The organism is Martinezella lusitana (assembly GCF_014207095.1).
Classification (GTDB): domain Bacteria; phylum Pseudomonadota; class Alphaproteobacteria; order Rhizobiales; family Rhizobiaceae; genus Rhizobium; species Rhizobium lusitanum_B.
Genome location: NZ_JACHBG010000005.1, coordinates 369,622 through 390,022, shown reverse-complemented (window position 1 = coordinate 390,022; position 20,401 = coordinate 369,622). Strand labels below are relative to the sequence as shown.

At 58.3% G+C, this 20,401-nt stretch carries 21 protein-coding genes; 8 read left to right on the top strand and 13 right to left on the bottom strand.

Going from position 1 to position 20,401, the window contains the following annotated elements:
* Positions 1-205: 205 nt before the first annotated feature.
* The 3 genes from GGD46_RS14490 to GGD46_RS14480 form a co-directional block, all read right to left on the bottom strand.
* Positions 206-1,048 (bottom strand): fumarylacetoacetate hydrolase family protein, encoded by an 843-nt coding sequence (locus tag GGD46_RS14490; RefSeq protein ID WP_184704945.1) that lies wholly within the window; start codon positions 1,046-1,048, stop codon positions 206-208.
* A 254-nt stretch (positions 1,049-1,302) separates the two neighbouring features.
* The gene (locus GGD46_RS14485) at positions 1,303-2,721 is read right to left on the bottom strand and encodes a pyridoxal phosphate-dependent decarboxylase family protein (RefSeq protein WP_184704943.1); all 1,419 of its coding nucleotides are present in this window, start codon (positions 2,719-2,721) and stop codon (positions 1,303-1,305) included.
* 64 nt (positions 2,722-2,785) lie between these two features.
* Positions 2,786-3,739: a glutathione S-transferase family protein gene (locus tag GGD46_RS14480; protein WP_184704941.1), complete on the bottom strand. Its 954-nt coding sequence runs from the start codon at positions 3,737-3,739 to the stop codon at positions 2,786-2,788.
* A 160-nt stretch (positions 3,740-3,899) separates the two neighbouring features.
* Here GGD46_RS14480 and GGD46_RS14475 point away from each other — a divergent pair, with 160 nt between their 5' ends.
* The gene (locus GGD46_RS14475) at positions 3,900-4,199 is read left to right on the top strand and encodes a DUF2218 domain-containing protein (protein ID WP_184704939.1); all 300 of its coding nucleotides are present in this window, start codon (positions 3,900-3,902) and stop codon (positions 4,197-4,199) included.
* Between the two features lie 156 nt (positions 4,200-4,355).
* Positions 4,356-4,955 (top strand): nitroreductase family protein, encoded by a 600-nt coding sequence (locus GGD46_RS14470; protein ID WP_184704937.1) that lies wholly within the window; start codon positions 4,356-4,358, stop codon positions 4,953-4,955.
* 106 nt (positions 4,956-5,061) lie between these two features.
* Here GGD46_RS14470 and gyrB read toward each other — a convergent pair whose 3' ends face one another.
* The 5 genes from gyrB to GGD46_RS14445 form a co-directional block, all read right to left on the bottom strand.
* Positions 5,062-7,491 (bottom strand): DNA topoisomerase (ATP-hydrolyzing) subunit B, encoded by a 2,430-nt coding sequence (gene gyrB, locus GGD46_RS14465; protein WP_184704935.1) that lies wholly within the window; start codon positions 7,489-7,491, stop codon positions 5,062-5,064.
* Positions 7,492-7,638: 147 nt separating this feature from the next.
* Positions 7,639-8,004, bottom strand: a complete 366-nt coding sequence (locus GGD46_RS14460; RefSeq protein ID WP_184704933.1) for a helix-turn-helix domain-containing protein — start codon at positions 8,002-8,004, stop codon at positions 7,639-7,641.
* Entirely contained in the window at positions 8,001-8,585 is a 585-nt protein-coding gene (locus tag GGD46_RS14455) for a Smr/MutS family protein (RefSeq protein WP_184704931.1), read from the bottom strand. The genes GGD46_RS14460 and GGD46_RS14455 overlap by 4 nt, the downstream gene beginning before the upstream one ends.
* Positions 8,585-9,703 (bottom strand): murein transglycosylase A, encoded by a 1,119-nt coding sequence (locus GGD46_RS14450; RefSeq protein ID WP_184704929.1) that lies wholly within the window; start codon positions 9,701-9,703, stop codon positions 8,585-8,587. The genes GGD46_RS14455 and GGD46_RS14450 overlap by 1 nt, the downstream gene beginning before the upstream one ends.
* A complete protein-coding gene (locus GGD46_RS14445) occupies positions 9,700-10,401 on the bottom strand; it encodes a Tim44/TimA family putative adaptor protein (RefSeq protein ID WP_184704927.1) in 702 nt (233 codons plus the stop codon). The genes GGD46_RS14450 and GGD46_RS14445 overlap by 4 nt, the downstream gene beginning before the upstream one ends.
* A 146-nt stretch (positions 10,402-10,547) precedes the next feature.
* On the opposite strand from GGD46_RS14445, the gene GGD46_RS14440 reads away from it, so the two are divergent.
* Both GGD46_RS14440 and secB read left to right on the top strand, forming a co-directional pair.
* Positions 10,548-11,078: an FxsA family protein gene (locus tag GGD46_RS14440; RefSeq protein ID WP_184704925.1), complete on the top strand. Its 531-nt coding sequence runs from the start codon at positions 10,548-10,550 to the stop codon at positions 11,076-11,078.
* A 94-nt stretch (positions 11,079-11,172) separates the two neighbouring features.
* The gene (secB, locus tag GGD46_RS14435; RefSeq protein WP_112339883.1) at positions 11,173-11,655 is read left to right on the top strand and encodes a protein-export chaperone SecB; all 483 of its coding nucleotides are present in this window, start codon (positions 11,173-11,175) and stop codon (positions 11,653-11,655) included.
* 81 nt (positions 11,656-11,736) lie between these two features.
* Here the strand turns inward: secB and dnaQ are convergent, their stop codons facing one another.
* The 5 genes from dnaQ to GGD46_RS14410 are packed head-to-tail and all read right to left on the bottom strand — an operon-like array spanning position 11,737 to position 15,374.
* Complete coding sequence (dnaQ, locus tag GGD46_RS14430; protein ID WP_184704923.1) at positions 11,737-12,453, bottom strand: DNA polymerase III subunit epsilon; 717 nt, start codon at positions 12,451-12,453, stop codon at positions 11,737-11,739.
* Between the two features lie 17 nt (positions 12,454-12,470).
* Complete coding sequence (gene coaE, locus GGD46_RS14425; RefSeq protein ID WP_184704921.1) at positions 12,471-13,070, bottom strand: dephospho-CoA kinase; 600 nt, start codon at positions 13,068-13,070, stop codon at positions 12,471-12,473.
* Complete coding sequence (locus GGD46_RS14420) at positions 13,070-13,927, bottom strand: shikimate dehydrogenase (protein ID WP_184704920.1); 858 nt, start codon at positions 13,925-13,927, stop codon at positions 13,070-13,072. Before GGD46_RS14420 ends, coaE begins: the two co-directional genes overlap by 1 nt.
* On the bottom strand, positions 13,920-14,519 hold the full coding sequence (locus GGD46_RS14415; RefSeq protein ID WP_184704918.1) for a Maf-like protein: 600 nt from the start codon (positions 14,517-14,519) through the stop codon (positions 13,920-13,922). The genes GGD46_RS14420 and GGD46_RS14415 overlap by 8 nt, the downstream gene beginning before the upstream one ends.
* A gap of 33 nt (positions 14,520-14,552) precedes the next feature.
* Positions 14,553-15,374, bottom strand: coding sequence for a pyruvate, water dikinase regulatory protein (locus tag GGD46_RS14410; protein ID WP_184704916.1), 822 nt, complete (start codon positions 15,372-15,374; stop codon positions 14,553-14,555).
* A 400-nt stretch (positions 15,375-15,774) separates the two neighbouring features.
* Here GGD46_RS14410 and hemE point away from each other — a divergent pair, with 400 nt between their 5' ends.
* The 4 genes from hemE (at position 15,775) to mnmE (ending at position 20,369) form a co-directional block, all read left to right on the top strand.
* Entirely contained in the window at positions 15,775-16,809 is a 1,035-nt protein-coding gene (hemE, locus tag GGD46_RS14405) for a uroporphyrinogen decarboxylase (RefSeq protein ID WP_184704914.1), read from the top strand.
* Positions 16,809-17,351 (top strand): protoporphyrinogen oxidase HemJ, encoded by a 543-nt coding sequence (gene hemJ, locus GGD46_RS14400; RefSeq protein ID WP_184704912.1) that lies wholly within the window; start codon positions 16,809-16,811, stop codon positions 17,349-17,351. Before hemE ends, hemJ begins: the two co-directional genes overlap by 1 nt.
* 203 nt (positions 17,352-17,554) lie before the next feature.
* Complete coding sequence (rho, locus tag GGD46_RS14395) at positions 17,555-18,820, top strand: transcription termination factor Rho (protein ID WP_004127423.1); 1,266 nt, start codon at positions 17,555-17,557, stop codon at positions 18,818-18,820.
* Between the two features lie 229 nt (positions 18,821-19,049).
* The gene (gene mnmE / locus GGD46_RS14390; protein ID WP_184704910.1) at positions 19,050-20,369 is read left to right on the top strand and encodes a tRNA uridine-5-carboxymethylaminomethyl(34) synthesis GTPase MnmE; all 1,320 of its coding nucleotides are present in this window, start codon (positions 19,050-19,052) and stop codon (positions 20,367-20,369) included.
* Positions 20,370-20,401: the final 32 nt, after the last annotated feature.

Below are 20,401 nucleotides of genomic sequence, written 5' to 3'. Positions count from 1 at the left end.
CGCTCCTCCGGTCGCGCCGTACAGCAGGATGATCGCGGCTCCTCGGGCGCAATCCTCATCCTTTAAGCTCTTACTATCCAGCCTAACAGCTTTTTGCTGCAGAGCAACATAACCGCCGCCGGTTCTTGCGATAAAAAATGCCGGAGAATCGCTCTCCGGCATCAACATTGATCTCAAAACGTTAAAGTCCCTAAGCCTGCACGTCTTAGGCGTCAGCGAGGAACGTTTGCTTCTGGGTGCCGAGGCCTTCCATGCCAAGCTCAACGACATCGCCCGGCTTCAGATACTGCGGCGGCTTCATGCCCATACCGACGCCAGGAGGCGTGCCGGTGGAGATGACATCGCCGGGATGCAGCGACATGAACTGGCTGAGGTAAGAGACGAGGAAGGCAACGCCATAGACCATGGTCTTGGTCGAGCCGTTCTGCATCGTCTTGCCGTTGACCTTCAGCCACATGCCGAGGTTCTGCGGATCTGCGATTTCGTCCTTGGTGACGAGCCAGGGGCCGATCGGGCCGAAAGTGTCGCAGGACTTGCCCTTGGTCCACTGTCCCGAGCGCTCGGTTTGGAAGGCGCGCTCGGAAACATCATGCGAGACGCAGTAACCGGCGACATAGTCAAGCGCGTCGGCTTCGCTCACATATTTTGCCGTCTTGCCGATGACGACGCCGAGTTCGACTTCCCAGTCGGTCTTTTCAGAGCCGCGCGGGATCAGCACGTTGTCGTTCGGGCCGACGATAGCGGAGCTTGCCTTCATGAAGATGATCGGCTCCGGCGGCACGGTGGCGCCGGTTTCGGCGGCGTGGTCGGAGAAATTCAGGCCGATGCAGATGAACTTGCCGGTGCCGGCAACGCAAGCCCCGAGACGGCCTTCCGGCAGCTCCGGCAGGCTCTTCGGATCGAGGGCTGCGATCTTCGCGAGACCGGCAGGCGAGATAACCTCGCCGCCGATATCTGCGACATGAGCGGAGAGATCGCGGATTTTGCCATCGCTATCGAGAAGCGCCGGCTTTTCCTTGCCGACTTCGCCAACACGCAACAGTTTCATGGATTTTCCTTCCCTGCATTTTCAAAGACGAGATTGCTTTCAAAGCCAAGATTGATGGCGCCACATATGAACGAATTATTCACCAGTGTCACCAATCGATTTCGAAGAGCATAGCATGTCCGGCTTTCCCGCGCCGTAACAACGGTTTCTCTAAAGCGCGTCGCGATCTCTAAGAATCACTTCGTGCGCTTTAGCTTTTTGATTTTACGCATGTCGTTACCGCAAAACCGCTGCACACTTTTGCACGACATGCTTCAGGAGGCAGGCAACGATCTGGCGATTTCAAGGATGACGTTGAAAGCCGTGTCGATGTCATCGGCCGTCGCCTCGAACTGACCTGCCTGGAAACGAATGACGAGACGGCTGTCGACGCGGGTCTGTGTCAGATAGATCCGGCCGTCATTGTTGATTGCCGTTATCAGGCGCTGGGTATGCTCCTCCTGCGCGACGCCCGCAGGCGCCTTGTGATCGAAGGAGAACAGCGACAGGAATGGCTGGGTGACGATCTCGAAATCCGGTTCCTCAGCGAGGCGCTTAGCCAGATTCTGCGACCAGGTGACGTGATTGCGGATCATCGTCCGCAGCCCTTCCAGACCATGATAGCGCAGCAGGAACCAGAGTTTGAGCGCACGGAAACGGCGGCCGAGTGGCACGGACCATTCCGAATAGTTGATGATGCCGTCGTGACCATGCGTGCGCAGATATTCCGGCTGGATCGCCAGGGTCCTTACCAGGGCATCCGGTTCGCGGACGAACTGGACGGAGCAATCGAACTGCGCGCCGAGCCACTTATGCGGGTTGAAGACGACGGAATCGGCCCGCTCGACACCCCGCCACAGATCACGGAATTCCGGGCAAATCATCGCGGAGCCGGCCCAGGCGGCATCCACATGCACATAAAGGCCGTTTGCATGGGCAACATCGACGACGGCAGCGATATCATCGCAGGCACCGACGCTGGTGCCGCCGACGCAGGCGATGACGCCGGCGGGCAGCAGACCGGCGGCGCGGTCCCGCTCTATCGCGGCGGCAAGCGCCTGCGGATCCATTGATTTGTTCGGGCCGCCGGAGGGAATGCGGACCAGATTTTCAGCGCCGACGCCGGCAATCCAAATGGCGCGATCGATCGAGGTGTGAACCTGATCGGTGGAATAGATGCGCACGGTCTTGTTGGCCGCGAGGCCACAGCTGTTTCCCTGCCAGTCAAGCGCTCTCTCGCGCATGACAAGCACGGCTGCAAGAGTTGCCGTCGACGCAGAATCCTGTATGACGCCGGTGAAGCTTTCCGGCAAGCCGAGAGCCTGGCGTAGCCAATCGACCACCTTCGTTTCAAGCTCGGTGGCGGAGGGCGATGTCTGCCAGAGCATGCATTGGGCGGCGATGGCGCTGACCAGATATTCGGCGACCACTGAGACCGGAGCTGCATTGGCAGGGAAATAAGCAAAGAAGCGCGGATGCTGCCAATGGGTCATCCCAGGGACGAGGATATCCTCAAAATCCTTGAAGATATCCTCCATGGCTTCGCCTGTTATCGGTGGAGAATCAGCAATATGCGCCGATATTTCGCCCGGCGCCATCTTCGCCCGTACCGGCCTGTCGCGAAGCGAGGCGCGATAGTCCGCGCCCCAGTTTGCCGCCTTCTCAGACCATTGCCGGAACTCTTCCCAATTCATGACGGTCCTCCCCGCTTTATCGATTGAGGCGGACCTTAGACCGGTTTTGGCATAGGGTCGAGTATCAGAAGAGCTCGCCGAGAGCAGGCCCAAGCGGCACGATACCGCTCGGATTGAGCGTCGCTATCGAGTAATATCCGCGCTTGATGTGATCGAAATTGACCGTCTCAGAAATACCCGGCCAATCCAGCATGCGACGGCAGAAAGATTGAAGATTGGCATAGTCCGAGAGCCGGCGGAGATTGCACTTGAACAGGCCGTGATAGGCGACGTCGAAGCGGACGAGGGTGACGAACAGCCTGATATCGCTTTCGGTGGGATGGTTGGCAAAAAGGAAATCCCTGCCTTCCAGCTCCGCCTCGACGCGATCGAGACAGTCGAACACCTCGTTGAAGGCTTCCTTATAGGCAATCTGTGTTGTGGCAAAGCCGGCGCGATAGACACCGTTGTTGAGGGCGGGATAGATCCGGGCGTTGAAGCTGTCGATGTGCGCTCGTTTGGATGCCGGGTAAAGATCGATATCCTGACGGGCGAGATCGCCGAAGCCGTCATTCAGCATCCGCAGAATATCGGATGACTCGTTGTTGACGATCGTGCCGGTCTTCTTGTCCCAAAGGACGGGCACGGTGGCGCGGCCGTTGAAGGCAGGATCGGCCTTGGTGTAAATCTCGTGCATGTAGGTGGCGCCATTGACGACGTCATTCGTGGCGCCGGGATAGTCACCGAAACGCCAGCCCTGTTTGGAGAGCACGGGTTCAACGACGGAAACGGAAATGACCTCTTCCAGGCCCTTCAGCCTGCGCCCAATCAGCGTGCGCGATGCCCAGGGGCAGATCAACGCGACATAAAGGTGATAGCGGCCGGCTTCCGCCTTGAAACCACCCTCGCCCGTCGGGCCAGCCCGGCCATCGGGCGTGACCCAATTGCGAAAGCTCGAGGTCTGGCGGACGAAGCCGCCCTTTTCATCCTTGGCCTGGACCGGCTGCCAATCTTCCGTCCATTTTCCGTTTACCAGCAAAGCTCAGTCTCCGCGCGCGCGTTCCTTGTTGAGCCACAGCATAGCGGAACAGAATTTCACTGGAATAACGCAAACTTGAAACAGACTGTCTACCTGGCGCAAGCAGATGCGGCTATGTATGAAAACCTGCAACTTTTGATCAAGTTCACTGGAGCATCCTATGGCGAAATCCGTTTCCACGGTCCGGACCGATCATGCCAGCCGCTATCTGCAGCAACTCTGCAAGCACTGGAGCCACAAATTTGAGGTGGAATTCAACGAGACCGCCGGCAAGGTGCCGTTCAGCCCGGAGACATCTCTCGAGTTGGCGGCAGATGCGACCAACCTGGTGCTGACGTTGAACGTCGAAAAATCCGAAGATCTCGAGCGCATGCAGAATGTCGTGGCCGATCATCTCAAGCGCTTTGCTTTTCGCGAGGAGCTCGACTTCGTGTGGATCGCAGACGCAAGCGCCGCATAGAGCGTTTCCGCTTTTCTTGGAATCGCAAAAGCGCTCTATCTTTTGCTCTTACGCATTCCGAACGGAAAACCGCTTCGCACTTTTCCTGGAATTGCTCCAAATTTCCACCCAACTCCCAAGACCCACAACCGGTTCACTTTGACGAAAGAAGCCCCGATGACATCAAGCAACAGCCGCGAATCCCAATATCCGATCGACAAGCTTTTCCTGGACCGCTGGTCGCCGCGCGCCTATTCCAACGAACCCATGCCGGAAGCCGACCTGCTGACCATCCTCGAAGCCGCCCACTGGGCACCGTCCGCCTCGAACCTTCAGCCCTGGCGCTTCCTTTATGCCCTGCGCGGCTCGGAAAACTGGGACAAATTCCTGAGCGTTCTGATCGAATTCAACCAGGGTTGGGTGAAGTCCGCGGCCGCGCTGCTTTTCGTCATTTCCCGCACCCATAGCGGCGAGCTTGGCTCCGACGAACAGAAACCCAGCTACAGCCACTCCTTCGACGCAGGTGCAGCCTGGGGCTTCCTGGCGGTTCAGGCACACCTAGCCGGCTACGAAGCACACGGGATGACCGGCTTCCATGTCGAAAAGTCCTACGAAGTTCTCGGCATTCCGGACGGCTTCCGCGTCGAGGCCGCCGTCGCTATCGGCAAGATCGGCGACAAGAACCAGCTTCCGGAAAAGCTGCGCGAGCGTGAAGTTCCGAGCCAGCGCAAGCCGCTTTCGGACGTCGCCTTCAATGGCACCTTCATCGCCAAGTAATTGATACGAACGGAAAAGGCCCGCCTGGTCCATCCAGGCGGGCCTTTTTCTTTTTGACAATTTCGCGTGGAAGGCCGCTGCGGCGCTTTTCCTGCAGGCGCTGAGATCAGATGTCGAGGTTGGCGACGTTCAGGGCGTTGTCCTGAATGAATTCGCGCCGGGGCTCGACCTCGTCACCCATAAGGCGGGCAAACAGGCCGTCGGCATCCGTAGCATCGTTGACCCTCACCTGCAGCAGCGTGCGGACGTTCGGATCAAGCGTCGTTTCCCAGAGCTGTTCGGCATTCATTTCGCCGAGACCCTTGTAGCGCTGCATGGTGAGACCCTTGCGGCCGGCGGTGAAGATCGTTTCCAGCAGCTTGCGCGGTCCGGAAATCTCGGTCTCGCCATCACGGCGTACAAGCTTCGGCGGCACAATGTAGGTCTCTTTAAGCCGGGCGCCGAGCTGGTCAATGAGGCGCGCGTCCTGCGAACCGATCAACGCCATGTCGAGAAGAATGACTTCCTTGACGCCGCGCACCATGCGCTCGAAGCGCAAACCACCCTCGCCCGTGACGATGCCGTTCCAGCCGCGCTCGGTTTCCTCGGCAATAAGGTCGAGCCGCTTGGCGACGTCGTTCGCAAGAACCGTCGCCCGCGCCTGGTCGCTGACCAGTTCAGCATTGAGCGCGCCGGCAATCGCCGCCTGCTCGACGACATCGCGATTGTAGCGCGAGTGCAGATTATCGATCAGCGTGCGCAGGCGCAGTGCATCCGAGATAACCTCGCGCAGATCCTGGCCGGCGCGGACTTCGCCGCCGCCGAGCCGCAGGCTCGCATCGTCGAGGCCCTGCCCGATCAGATATTCTTCCAGCGCCTTCTCGTCCTTCAGATACTGAACCGACTTGCCGCGCGTCACCTTATAGAGTGGCGGCTGGGCGATATAGAGATGGCCGCGCTCGATGAGATCAGGCATCTGGCGGAAGAAGAAGGTGAGCAGCAGCGTACGGATATGAGCGCCGTCGACGTCTGCGTCCGTCATGATGATGATCTTGTGGTAGCGCAGCTTGTCGGCGTTGAATTCGTCCTTGCCGATGCCGGTGCCGAGCGCTGTTATCAGCGTGCCGATTTCCTGGCTCGACAGCATCTTGTCGAAACGAGCGCGCTCGACGTTCAGGATCTTACCGCGCAGCGGCAGAATGGCCTGGTTTTCGCGTGAGCGGCCCTGCTTGGCCGAGCCGCCTGCCGAGTCACCCTCGACGAGGAAGACTTCAGACTTGGCAGGATCGCGCTCCGAGCAATCGGCAAGCTTGCCGGGCAGCGATGCGATATCGAGCGCACCCTTGCGACGGGTCAGTTCACGCGCCCTGCGGGCTGCTTCGCGGGCGGCCGCAGCTTCGACGACCTTGCCGACCAGAACCTTGGCTTCGGAGGGATGCTCTTCGAGCCAGGTGCTAAGGGCTTCGTTGACCAGGCTTTCCACGACCGGGCGAACCTCGGAAGAAACCAGCTTGTCCTTAGTCTGCGACGAGAACTTCGGGTCGGGAACCTTGACCGACAGCACAGCCGTCAGACCTTCGCGGCAGTCGTCGCCCGTCAGCGTCACCTTCTCCTTCTTGGTGATGCCGGACGTGTCGGCATAGGAGGTGATCTGGCGCGTTAAGGCAGCACGGAAGCCGGCCATATGCGTGCCGCCGTCGCGCTGCGGGATGTTGTTGGTGAAGCAGAGGACGTTTTCGTGATAGCTATCGTTCCACCACATCGCCACTTCGACCGTGATGCCGTCCTTTTCGCTGCGGATCGACACAGGTTTCTGAACCAGCGGCTTCTTAGCGCGATCGAGATAGGCGACGAAGGCTTCCAGACCGCCGTCATAGAGCATCTCTTCCTGCTTGACGTCGGAATGCCGCTTGTCGGTCAGAAGGATGCGGACGCCGGAATTCAGGAAGGCCAGCTCGCGCAGGCGATGCTCAAGCGTACCGTAGTCGAACTCAATCATGGTGAAGGTTTCGGAGCTCGGCATGAAGCTCACTTCGGTGCCGGTCAAGTTGCCGGAATCACCTGTTTCCTTCAGCGGCGCATCGGCAACGCCGTGGGTGAAGCTCATTTCATGAATCTTGCCCTGGCGGCGAATCTTCAGCTTCAACCAGACGGACAGCGCGTTCACGACGGAAACGCCGACACCATGCAGACCGCCCGAAACCTTGTAGGAATTCTGGTCGAATTTGCCGCCGGCATGCAGCTGGGTCATGATGACTTCGGCAGCGGAGACGCCTTCGCCGGTGTGGATATCCGTCGGGATGCCACGGCCGTTGTCGGTGACCGTTACCGAGCCGTCCGGATTAAGAGTAACAGTGACGATATCGGCATGGCCGGCCAAAGCTTCGTCAATCGCGTTGTCGACGACTTCGTAGACCATGTGGTGCAGGCCCGAGCCATCGTCCGTATCACCGATATACATGCCGGGACGCTTGCGCACGGCATCGAGGCCCTTCAGAACCTTGATGCTGTCTGCGCCATATTCGGCGCTACCGCCATTTTCGGAAATATCGGTCATTTATTGAAGTCTTTCCAGTGTTTAGAGAATCTCGCCGATCGCTGCCGAATCAGCGGTTTTTCTTGCCCTGAATATAGGATGTTTCACCCCGAACTTCCAAACGGAAGGCCTCCACATACGGCATAAAGCAGGGGATTAAGGCGCTTTTCAGCCGGTTTTTCCGCCATTTTCCAAAACGCGGGCTAGCTCTTGGATCGTTGCGGCGTCAATGTTGCGAATCTTGACCGCCAGATGGTTGACGAAGGCCGTGTGTTCGGCCGAAAGCCCTGATGTATCGACCACGATGCGCGGGTCGGAAAATCGAGCGAGCAGAAACAGTTCCTCGGCCTCGTCCCAGATGATGTTGAAGTAGCCCGCGATGCGTTGCAGCAGATCGAAGGTCGGTGTGCCGCGCTTTCCATGCTCCAATGCGGATAGATAGGCCGGCGTCACATTCAGGGCCGCGGCCATCTGCTTCTGCGACACACCCTTGCGCAATCTCAGTTTACGTACCGCTTCGCCGAAGGGAGTCAAAGCTTCTCCCCTTTCCCGCGCGAGAGACGAATGTAAAGTGCGCCGTCGCCGCCATGGTGTTGAGCCGCCGTCTCGTAGGACGAGATCAGGAAGCGAAACTCGGGCTTGGAAAACCAAAGCGGCACGGCGCGCTTGAGCGCCCCTTCACTGCCCATCGAGCTGCCTTTGCCTGTTATGACGAGCACATGGCGCAGCCCGCGACTGTGGGCCCGCAGCAGGAAATCCAGAAGCATGCCATGCGCCTCGCTTTGGATCAGGCCGTGAAGATCGATGCGCGCCTCCAGAGCGAGCCTGCCCTTGGCAATCTTGCGCTTTACGGGACGTTCGAACGGATGATGCTGGCCGGAAGGCTGCTTTGCCGATGTCTGCGCATTTTGAGTGTCGACGGCTGCCGGAGCTGTTGCCGCCTTCGCGGCGCGGGTCTTTTCCTCGTTCTCCGCTTCCGCTGCCAGCGCTGCCTCGAACGCCTCCAGGTCGGCCATTCGACCAGGCATGGGCCGGGCGCTCTTGGCGACCCTGCCCCAGAGGATACGATCCTCCGTGCTGAGTTTGCGCTCCTTATCCTTTCGTTCCGGGGCCATCAGCCAAACCTTCGCGCTGCCGCCTTTGGAATGAATATGTAAAAATCGGCATCATCGCGCACGATGCCGGCGAGCTCGCCGGCATCATAGCCCGAACCGGTGAAGATATCGCCGCGCGCCGGGCCGACAATGGCGGAGCCGGTGTCGAGCGCCAGCATAAGCCGGGCAAACGACCTGCCATTATCAAGGTGCTTCAGGCTTTCCGAACGGATGAAGAATGGGAAGCCGAAGGTATGGATCAGACGGTCCACCGCCAGCGAGCGACCGGCAACCAAAGGCACCTTTGCGGCCGCGATCGGGCCGAGAGCCTCATCGCTGACATCGGCCTCGCGGAAGAAAATATAAGACCGATTGTGCGCCAGGACTTCGTCAACTTCTTCCGGATGCGCATAAAGCCAATCGCGGATCGTCTGCATGGAGATCGTCGCACGATCCAGCAAACCGCGATCGATCAGCAATCGTCCGACGGCTGAGAAAGGGTGTCCAGCCTTGGCGGCATAGGTGATGCGGCCAAGCCTTCCATCGGGATAACGCAGGCGCGCCGCACCCTGCACGTGCACGAAGAAGATATCGACCTTGGATTTGGCCCAGGCGATTTCCAAGCCCTTACCTTCAAGGTAGCCGCGATCGATCTCGCCGCGATCCGGATAGGCCGAGATCACCCCATCGCTGAGGCGCCCGAACATGTAGGAGGGGTCGAGGGTGGACGGTCGGTTGCTGTCATCAAGGTCGATCAGATCGTCCGGCCGGCGATAGAAGGGATAGCGATAGGTTTCATCCGCTGTGGCCGAGACTTCGATTTCCGGCTCGAAGAATGCCGTCACGAAACCGCTGCCGCCATCGCCGCGACGAATGAAGAAAGGCTGGCAATGTTCCTCGAAGAATGCGCGGGCTTCGGCCGCGCAGCTCGGCTCTCTCCCCTCTGCGGCGTCGAGAAGCGCCAGGAGATCGTCGGCCGTCAATCCGGTCTCGCCCGTGCGGTAAGGCTTCACATCGCGGATGTGGGTCCGACAGTCCCTCATGGCGCGAAAAAGGCTGGAAGGATCATCATCCTTCCAGCCCTTCAGATCAGCGAAGGTTGCCGGCTCAAGCCTGAATTCCTGCGATGGACTTGTCATTGTTCGGATTCGGTCGCCACAAGTTTCCAGTTGGGATCGCGGGAACGCGTGTCGCGGGCAAAGGTCCAGAGATCGCTGACCTCCGCCACGGCCTCGGCATCGCCGTCGATCAACGCGCCGGTCTTGTCGTAGGTTGCGGAGATCATCTGGCTGACGATGCGCATCGTAATAAGCGCTTCCGTTGCCTTCACGTCGGCGGTGACGATATCGGCCTTGTCGATACCGACGAAGGTGGACTTGACCTTCTCGCCCTTGGCTTCGCGATCGGCGATGGCGGCGTCGAAGCCCTCATAGACTTCGCGCGACAGAAGCCCCTTCAGGGACTTGCGATCGCCTTCGGCGAAAGCCATGACGATCATCTCGTAAGCCATACGCGCGCCGTTGGTGAACTCCTTCGGATCGAAAGAAGAATCGGCCTTGCTGACTTCACGCAGCGAATCATTGAGCTGGGTGCCGGCCGGCGTAAAGGCATCGATGGCGGCAAAATGGTCTTCCTCTTCGGTCGCATCGCGGCGCGGCAGGGTCACCACCTTGCCAGCGTCCGGCGAGGCTGGGCCACTTGCCGGGTCGGCGGAGCCATAGAGATCGCGCGGCGGCTTCTCGTTCCCCGTGCGGCGGCCAAGGACATTGCGCAACTGAAAGAAGATCAGTACCGCCGCCACCAGGAAAAAGATCGTCACAAAGTCGTTTGCACCCATCTCGTATCGGAACCACCGTTAAAATTAAAAGATCAATCCCCATATAGTCCGCATCGATCTATCATTCAAATAGCGGACCAGTTTCTTTATTATATGCGAGAAACCGCCGTTTACGCGAATAAACCCGCTATCAGGACCACCGTAACATGCGCCTATCACTTCTTCCTATCTTCGTTTTTCTGATGCCGCTGGCCGAAATCGCCGGCTTCATCGTCGTCGGAAAGCTGATCGGCGTCTGGGCAACATTGGGGCTCGTGGTCCTCAGCGTGATGCTTGGCGCCATGCTGCTCAGGATTCAGGGCATCGGCATCCTGCAGCGCATTTCGGCCGAGAGCCGCAATGGCGGCGATCCCGGCCGCGAAATGGTGCATGGCGCGATGATCGTCGTCGCTGCCTTTTTCCTGATGCTGCCCGGCTTCATCTCGGACATCATCGGCCTTCTGCTTTTCATTCCGGCCGTGCGCGATCTTGCCTGGACGATGCTGCGCAAGCGTATCGTCATCGTCGGCAATTCCCGCGCCTTTAGACGCGGACCGGCAGGCGGGCCGGGAAGTGGCGCGGGTCCGCACGCACGGCCGCGCGATGCGGGAACGGTGGTCGATCTCGACGAAAGCGATTTCCATCGTGAGCCTAAGCGCAACTCGCCATGGTCGGACCAGAAGCGGCTCGAAGACTAGAGCGACGGCCGGAAAGCGCCGGGGCATAAGGGTTGTAAGCCCCTATTCGAAATGCTAGATGGCGACACCCATCGAGACGTGAGAGGACACCCCCATGGCCAACGAGACCAACGGCAACGGTGCAGCGAGCCCGAGCCTCAGCATCCTTGCTCAGTACACCAAGGATCTTTCCTTCGAAAATCCGGGTGCTCCGCGCTCGCTTCAGGCCCGGGAAAACGCTCCGGACATCAACATCAATGTCAATGTGAACGCCAATCCGCTGTCGGACGAAGATTTCGACGTCGTGCTGACGCTGAATGCCGAAGCCAAGGATGGCGAGCGCGTGCTCTTTCACACCGAGCTGGTCTATGGCGGCGTCTTCCGCGTTACCGGCTTCCCGCAGGAGCACATGCTGCCGCTGCTCTTCATCGAATGCCCGCGCCTGCTGTTCCCCTTCGCCCGCCAGATCATTGCCGACGTCACGCGCAATGGCGGCTTCCCGCCGCTGATGATCGACCCGATCGATTTCGCGCAGATGTTCACGCAGCGTATGGCCGAAGAACAGGCCCGCGCTCAGGTTTCGGCCGTTCCGAACTAAGTCTGAATTTTCCATTCTGGAAACGAAAATGCCCGGGCATCGATCCGGGCATTTTCTTTTGGTGCTTTGAGATGCAGCCTCTTATTCGGAGGTGCGATACTTGGACCAGATTCCCTTCTCACCGAGTTTGGCAACCAACGCGGCATGGGCTGCCTGCTCTTCCTCACTCAGCCGGCTTGGCAGAGGATTGGGCCTTGCATAGACATCGGCGACGATCTCATCCGCATCGTCGTTCTGCCGCGAGCGCGCCGACGAACCATTTCCACTGCCAAGGCCGAGCGCAGTCTGTCGGCCACCGATCATCTCGATGTAGACTTCGGCCAGCAGTTCGGAGTCGAGCAGCGCGCCGTGCTGCGTGCGATGCGAATTATCGATGCCATAACGACGGCAGAGCGCATCCAGCGAGTTCGGGCCCATTGGATGCTTGCGCCTAGCCATGGCGAGCGTATCGATCACCATATCCGGCAGGATCGGCGGGCGACCCAGTCTTGCGAACTCGGCGTTGACGAAGCCCATGTCGAAGGTGGCGTTATGGGCGATCCACTTAGCATCGCCGAAGAACTCCAGGATCTGGTCGGCAACCTCTTCGAAGGGTGGCTTGTCCTTCAGCGATTCATCGGTGATGCCATGGACGGCCAGCGCATCCGGATGCACCTTGCGGTCGCCCGGATTGATAAAGAGGTGTAGCGTCTTGCCCGTCGGGAAATGGTTGATCAGCTCGATCCCGCCGATTTCGATGATACGGTCCGCCCTGTTGTCGAGGCCCGTGGTTTCCGTATCGAAAATGATTTCGCGCATGTCGAGGCTCCGCCTTCCTAGTTTCCGCCCTGCTGCTTGCGCCGCAGATCCGCAATGATTTCCTTCACCTGCTCGCGTGCCGCGTCGATGCTTCCACCGGTGTCGATGACGTAGTCGGCACGTGCCCGCTTTTCCGCATCCGGCGTCTGGCGGGAAAGGATCATATTGAATTTTTCTTCCGTCATGCCCGGCCGGGCAAGCACTCTTTCTCTTTGAATCTGTGGATCGCAGCTGACGACGACGATCTTGTCCAACCGCTTTTCCGCGCCGGTTTCGAACAGCAACGGAATATCGAGCACGATCATATCAGCGCCGACCTGACGATGACGCTCCAGAAACTGGTTTTCGCGCTCACGCACGAGCGGATGAACGATGGCTTCCAATCGTTTGAAGCCGGAGGGATCGCCCGCAAGCTTTCGACTGAGCTCCTGCCGATCGACTTTGCCGTTGCTGGTGGATCCGGGGAAAGCAGCCTCGACGAGAGGAACGGCTTCGCCGCTATAAAGATCGTGCACCACCGCATCGGAATCGTTCACCGGGATTCCAGCCTCGGCAAAGATCTTTGCCGATGTCGATTTTCCCATTCCGATCGATCCGGTCAGCCCGATCCTGATCATTAGTGCTTTTCCATGTCAGCGATGATCAAAGCTCTCAAGGTTTCATCAACCGCTGGACGCTTGCCGAACCACTTTTCGAAGCCGGGCACGGCCTGATGCAGCAGCATGCCAAGCCCGTCAACAATGGCAAAGCCCTGTTCCTCGGCTTGTGCCAGAAGCGGCGTTTTCAGCGGCACATATACAATGTCGGTAACGACGGCACCTTGCACAAGAGGCGAGAAGTCGATCCGCGGTGCCGCTTCGCCGTCCATGCCAAGCGATGTCGTATTGATGAACAGGCCGGCGCCCTGCATGACCTCGCCAAGCGCTGCCATCGGATGAGCATGAACGCGTTCGCCGAAGCGATCAGCCAATTCTCTGGCACGTTCGACCGTACGGTTGACCACATGAATTTCCTTGAAGCCGCGATCGCGCACGGCCTGGATGATGGCTCGGCTCGCACCCCCTGCTCCTAGGATGACGGCCCGATTACTGCGGTCCCATCCGTGATGGCGCTCATCCAGATTTGCGGTGAAACCGCGGCCATCGGTATTGGTCGCGTGGAGCAGACCATTTTCAAGCCACAGGGTGTTGGATGCGCCGAGTTCCCTGGAAAGCTCGTCCGGCCGATCCGCCAGTTTGAATGCCGCTTCCTTATGAGGGATCGTCACATTGCCGCCGACGAAGCCGCTCGTGCCGTCCTTCAACGAGGCAATGAAAGAGGAAAAATCCTCAACGGAGACTTCATGAGCGCGATAGCTGCCGGCAAGTCTGAGCTGGCGCAGCCAGTAGCCATGGATCAGAGGCGAGCGCGAATGCTTGACCGGATAACCCGTTACGAAAGCGTTTACGCCCGGTGTTTCACGTGAATCATCCATCGATTGTCCCCAACTCGCGCAATTTTTCCAGTAGCGGCAGCATCGGCAATCCGATGATCGTGAAATAGTCGCCGTCGATTTTGGAGAAGAGTTGGATGCCCTCCCCCTCGAGTTGATAGGCGCCGACGCTCGACAAAGCCTTCTCGCCTACACGGTTCAGATGCCGATGAATGAAATCCGATGATAGCGAGCGCATCGTCAGATTGGCATGGGACACGTGCTCCCAAATGATGTCGCCGTTGCGGGCGAGCGACATCGCGCTGTTCAGGCGATGGGTCTTGCCCGACAGCGTCTTCAAATGATTTTCGGCGTCCGCCATGCTCTTGGGCTTATGAAAGACCTGATTGCCGAGCGACATCGTCTGATCCGAACCGATAATGAGCGAGTTCGGGAAACGATCGCTTACCTCCTTCGCTTTCGCCTTGGCCAGTACCAGGGCAACAGCATCGGGGCTTGCGCCATTTTTCTCGAGCGGCGCCTCAATGGCGCGCTCGTCAATATTGGCGGCGACGGGCTGGAAATGAAGTCCTGCATTTTCCATCAGCATTCGACGGAACGGGCTGGAAGACGCAAGGATGAGCGGCAAGGTCATGACGGCTGCCTCTGACATTTGGATGTGGAGCGATTAGCGCAGCTTCGGGCGCAGGGCAACAATAGCCGCCGCAGTCTCTTCGATCGAGCGACGCGTGACATCGATGATCGGCCAGTTGTGCCTTGCGCAGAGAGAGCGGGCGTATTTCAGCTCTTCTGAGATTGCCGCACGATCGGTGTAGTCGCCGCGATCGAAACCAGGTGTGGAGCCGAGGATACGATTTTCGCGCACCTGCGAAATGCGGTCGGTGGTGGCGACCAGGCCGACGATCAACGGTTTGGTTGCCCTGGCCAGGCTTTCCGGCAGCGGCACGCCATGAACGATCGGAATATTGGCGGTCTTGATGCCACGGTTGGCCAGATAAATGCTGGTCGGCGTTTTCGACGTGCGGCTGATCCCGATGATGACCACGTCGGCATCGTCGTAATCATCGGGCATCTGTCCGTCGTCATGATCCATGGTGAAGTTCAACGCCTCGATGCGGGCGAAGTAATCGGCATTCATCACATGCTGCGCACCGACCCGCCGGCGCGATGCCGTGCCGAGATAGGTCTGGAAAACATTCATGACCGGCTCGAGCACGTTGACGCAGGGCACGCCCATTTCCCGGCAGCGCTCGTCGATGAAATCGGCAAGCTCGCGGTCGACGATGGTATAGAGGACGATGCCCGGGCTGTGATCGATCGCCTCCAGAACCGGCAGGAGCTGCTTGCGATTCCTGATCAGTGGATAGACGTGCTCGATCGGCTGCGTGGCATGGAATTGCACGGATGCAGCCCGGCCGGCGGAGATGAGAGTCTCTCCCGTTGAGTCAGAAATCAGGTGCAGATGAAAGAAGCTCGTTCGGTTTTCCACGCTACTTTCCATTGCCTGTTGATATCTTTGGATAACAGAGAGGTACGAGAAGGGGGCCATCCCGGGCAAGTGGAAAACCGCCGAGTTTTCCACATTTGGCGTTTCCGCGCAGAGGCTTTCGCGGCGGCTGTGGGCAATGTGGACAAAGTCGGCTAACTCCGGCAGCTCCCCAACTTATCCCCAGGCGCTCTTCAAACGGATGCGGCCATAAACCTTTCAAAAGATTGAAGGATTGAGCTATCTATCCACATATCTCGCCTTCGCCAGAATTTCTTTGCTCGATCGCTGCTGAGCCGCGACAAATTGGACAGGCGATGGATGAACTTTAATCCTTGATAGTCACCGACTCTAAGAAATAGAAACCTTAGATATATGTTTGGTTTTATATAGGACGACGGCTGTGACCGATGAACGCCGGAAGATCATGCGGGTATTGAGCGGTGAGACGCTTTCCCCTCCCCCTCTCTGGCTGATGCGTCAGGCGGGACGCTATCTGCCTGAGTATCGCGAGACGCGGGCCAAAGCCGGGAGCTTTCTCGATCTCTGTTACTCCCCCGATCATGCGGTGGAAGTGACGCTGCAGCCGATCCGTCGTTATGGCTTCGATGCAGCCATTCTCTTTTCGGATATCCTCGTCATCCCCGACGGGCTGAAGCGCAATGTCCGGTTCACCGAGGGACATGGTCCGGAGATGGATCCGATCGACGAGGCTGGAATTCTGGCCCTGAAGCCGGAGGGTGTGATTGCGCACCTTGCGCCTGTCATGGAGGCCGTTCGGCGGCTGCGGCAGGACTTGCCTGTCGAAACGACGCTGCTCGGCTTCTGCGGCGCTCCCTGGACCGTTGCGACCTATATGATTGCCGGGCACGGCACGCCGGATCAGGCCCCTGCCCGTCTTTTCGCCTATCGTTATCCCAAGGCTTTCGAACATCTGCTGATGCTGCTTGCGGATATCTCTGCCTCCTATCTCGTGGCGCAGATCGATGCCGGCGCCGACGCGGTGCAGATTTTTGATTCCTGGGCCGGCGTGTTGGGGGAGAAGGAATTCGAAGCTTTCGCCGTCAAGCCGGTTGCCAGAATGATCGCTTCGGTCAAGACGCAGCGTCCACAGGCGCGGATCATCGCCTTTGCCAAGGGCGCGGGGTACCAGTTGAAAACCTATCGGCAGAAGACCGGTGCTGATGCGATCGGCCTCGATTGGTCGGTGCCTTTGGCTTTTGCGCGGGAGCTGCAGCAGGAAGGCCCGGTACAGGGTAATCTCGATCCGATGCGTGTCGTTGCCGGCGGCAAGGCGCTGGAGGATGGGATCGACGACATTCTCCAGCATCTCGGACATGGCCCACTGATTTTCAATCTTGGGCACGGGATCACGCCGCAAGCCGACCCGGCCAATGTTTCGGCGCTTGTCGAGCGCGTTCGCGGATGGAGAGGCTGATGACGATGGAAAAGCAGACCGACGAAGCGCCTGGCAGAAAAGCCGGCTCACGGGCCTATTTCATGATCCTGATTTTTGCCGTTCTGGCGATCGGGCTGTTCGCCTGGCATCCGGTCGATCTCTATCTTTGGATCAAGGCCCTGCACATCATCGCCGTCATTTCGTGGATGGCGGGAATGCTCTATCTGCCGCGCCTCTTTGTCTACCACACCGATGCGGAGCCAGGTTCGCAGCAATCCGAGACGTTCAAGGTGATGGAAAAGCGTTTGCTGCGCTACATCATAACGCCGGCAATGATCCTGACCTGGATCTTCGGGCTCTATCTCGCCTGGTCGGTTTATGATTTCCACGGCGGATGGCTGCACGCCAAGATCGGGCTTGTCGTTATCATGTCCGGTCTCCACGGCTTTTTCAGCCGCGCGGTGCGCACTTTCGCCCGTGATGAAAACAAGCATTCGGCCCGCTATTGGCGAATGATGAACGAGGCGCCAACGCTTCTGATGATCGTCATTGTCATTCTCGCGGTAGTGAAGCCGTTCTAGCGGGATTGGCCCATTTTTGGTGGGGACGTTAAATTTCCTTCATTTCGCCGACCCCCCTTGCGGTTCAGAAAGTGAGTCGCTATTTTCCCGCCATCTCTTCTTCGTGGCATGTATCCATTCTGTCGCCCGCGAGCGCCCCCTATCGCGGTTCTGAATACGAGCAACATTGCCTTTCCCCTTCTAAAAAATGAGTAATTCCCTTCATGGCTGAAATGAAGCTTCAGGAACTGAAAAATAAATCCCCGACCGATCTTCTGGCATTCGCCGAATCGCTCGAGGTCGAAAACGCCAGCACGATGCGCAAACAGGAACTGATGTTTGCAATTCTGAAAGTGCTCGCAAGCCAGGACGTGGAAATCATCGGCGAGGGCGTCGTCGAAGTTCTGCAGGACGGCTTTGGTTTCCTTCGCTCCGCCAACGCGAACTATCTTCCCGGTCCGGACGATATCTACATCTCCCCTTCCCAAATCCGCCGCTTTTCTTTGAAGACCGGCGACACGGTCGAGGGGCCGATCCGCGGTCCGAAGGAAGGCGAGCGCTATTTCGCGCTGCTGAAAGTCAACACCATCAATTTCGACGATCCGGAAAAGATCCGTCACAAGGTCCACTTCGACAATCTGACGCCGCTCTATCCGAATGAGCGTTTCCGCATGGAACTCGACGTTCCCACGTCGAAGGATCTTTCTCCCCGCGTCATTGATCTGGTGGCGCCGCTCGGCAAGGGCCAGCGCGGTTTGATCGTCGCTCCGCCCCGTACCGGTAAGACCGTTCTCCTGCAGAACATTGCTCATTCGATCACCGCCAATCATCCCGATTGCTATTTGATCGTGCTTCTGATCGACGAACGTCCGGAAGAAGTGACCGACATGCAGCGCTCGGTGCGCGGCGAAGTCATTTCCTCGACCTTCGACGAGCCGGCGGTTCGTCACGTCCAGGTCGCCGAAATGGTCATCGAGAAGGCCAAGCGTCTTGTGGAACATGGTCGCGATGTCGTCATCCTGCTCGATTCGATCACCCGCCTCGGCCGCGCCTATAACACTGTCGTTCCTTCTTCGGGCAAGGTTCTGACCGGTGGTGTCGACGCCAACGCCCTGCAGCGCCCGAAGCGCTTCTTCGGCGCCGCGCGTAATATCGAAGAAGGCGGCTCGCTGACCATCATCGCGACCGCGCTGATCGATACCGGTAGCCGCATGGATGAAGTCATCTTCGAAGAATTCAAGGGTACGGGTAACTCGGAAATCGTGCTCGACCGTAAGGTCGCCGACAAGCGTATCTTCCCGGCCATGGATATTCTCAAGTCCGGCACGCGTAAGGAAGACCTGCTCGTGCCGCGTCAGGATCTGCAGAAGATTTTCGTTCTTCGCCGTATCCTCGCGCCGATGGGCACGACCGATGCGATCGAATTCCTCATCGATAAGCTTAAGCAGACGAAGAACAACCCGGATTTCTTCGACTCGATGAACACGTAACTCTCGTCAAATTGACTGTCTCTTTGGCAGAGGCTGTGAAATGATATGATCGGGTCGCCTCGGGCGGCCCGATTTCCGTTTGGAGCATATCGCGTGAATATATCGCACGGCTTCCCGTGCCAGTATGCGCGAGATCGAAAACGCAAGCGCGGCCGCGCCACTCCTTCAGGACCGATGAAGTTCCACGCCAATTGGCAAATAGGAATCGATTCGGAACCGGATCAAATTTATGAACGCAGCGAACCAGACAATCTATGCCCTCTCAAGCGGTAGCCTTCCCGCCGGCGTTGCCGTGATTCGGATCAGCGGCAGTGAAGCAATGCATGTGGTGAAATCACTTGCAGGATCTGTCCCTGCAGCTCGTCAAGCAACGCTTAAAACGATTCGGACTCGTAACGGTCTTATTCTGGACCGTGGCCTTATTTTGACCTTTCCAGGTCCGGCCTCTTTCACCGGAGAAGACTGCGCGGAGATTCACATTCATGGGGGCAAGGCGGTTGTCGCTGCCCTCCTGGCGGAGCTTTCGCTGTTCGAAGATTGTCGTTTTGCGGAACATGGGGAGTTTTCAAGACGCGCCCTTGAGAACGGCAAGATGGATCTTGTCGAGGTCGAGGGGCTTGCGGATCTCATCAGTGCGGAAACGGAAATGCAGCGACGCCTTGCGATAGAGCACGCGGCCGGTGGCCTTTCGGCTCTGTATGAGGGTTGGGCCGATAGGCTGACCCGCGCCCGCGCACTCATTGAGGCAGAGCTTGATTTTGCTGATGAGGATGACGTACCCGGATCTGTTTCCGATCTCGTCTGGAGCGACATGGAACGCCTGCGTTCCGAACTAGCCGAACATTTGGCTGGTGGGGACTTCGGCGAGATCGTAAGGGATGGATTGCGTGTCGTTATTGCCGGCCCGCCAAATGCGGGCAAATCCAGCCTCATCAACGCTCTGGCAAAACGCGAAGTCGCGATCGTCACCGATATTGCCGGGACGACGCGCGACGTCCTGCATGTGGATCTGAATATCGATGGATATGCCGTGAGACTCTACGACACTGCAGGCCTGCGAGAGACTGAAGAACTGGTCGAGAGAGAGGGTATCCGCCGAGCTCTGAAGACCGTGGCGGATGCAGACTTGGTTCTCTCGCTGGCGGAGATCGGTCAACCGGCGCAAACCGAATTTCCCGGCTTTACAGGCAGAGTTATCAAGCTTGGTACGAAGGCTGATCTTCGCGCGGGAGCGAATGGTGCGTACGATCTACTTATCTCCTCGACATTCGGCCATGGGCTTGCTGAATTGCATCAGCTTATCATCAATGACTTGCGGGATCGCTCGCCGTCTCTCTCTCTAGCCCTCCCTAGCCGGTTGCGCCATCGCACGCTCCTTAAACAAAGTCTTGATGCATTGAGCATGGCAGTAAGTTTTGATAGTCAAGGCCTCGACATCAGAGCGGAGCATTTGCGCCAAAGCGCCAATAGCCTCGGTAGGATAACGGGCCGGGTTGATGTCGAAGATCTTCTTGATGTGATCTTCTCTGAGTTTTGCATTGGCAAATGATTCACGTGAAACATGCCGATAGAATGCTCTTA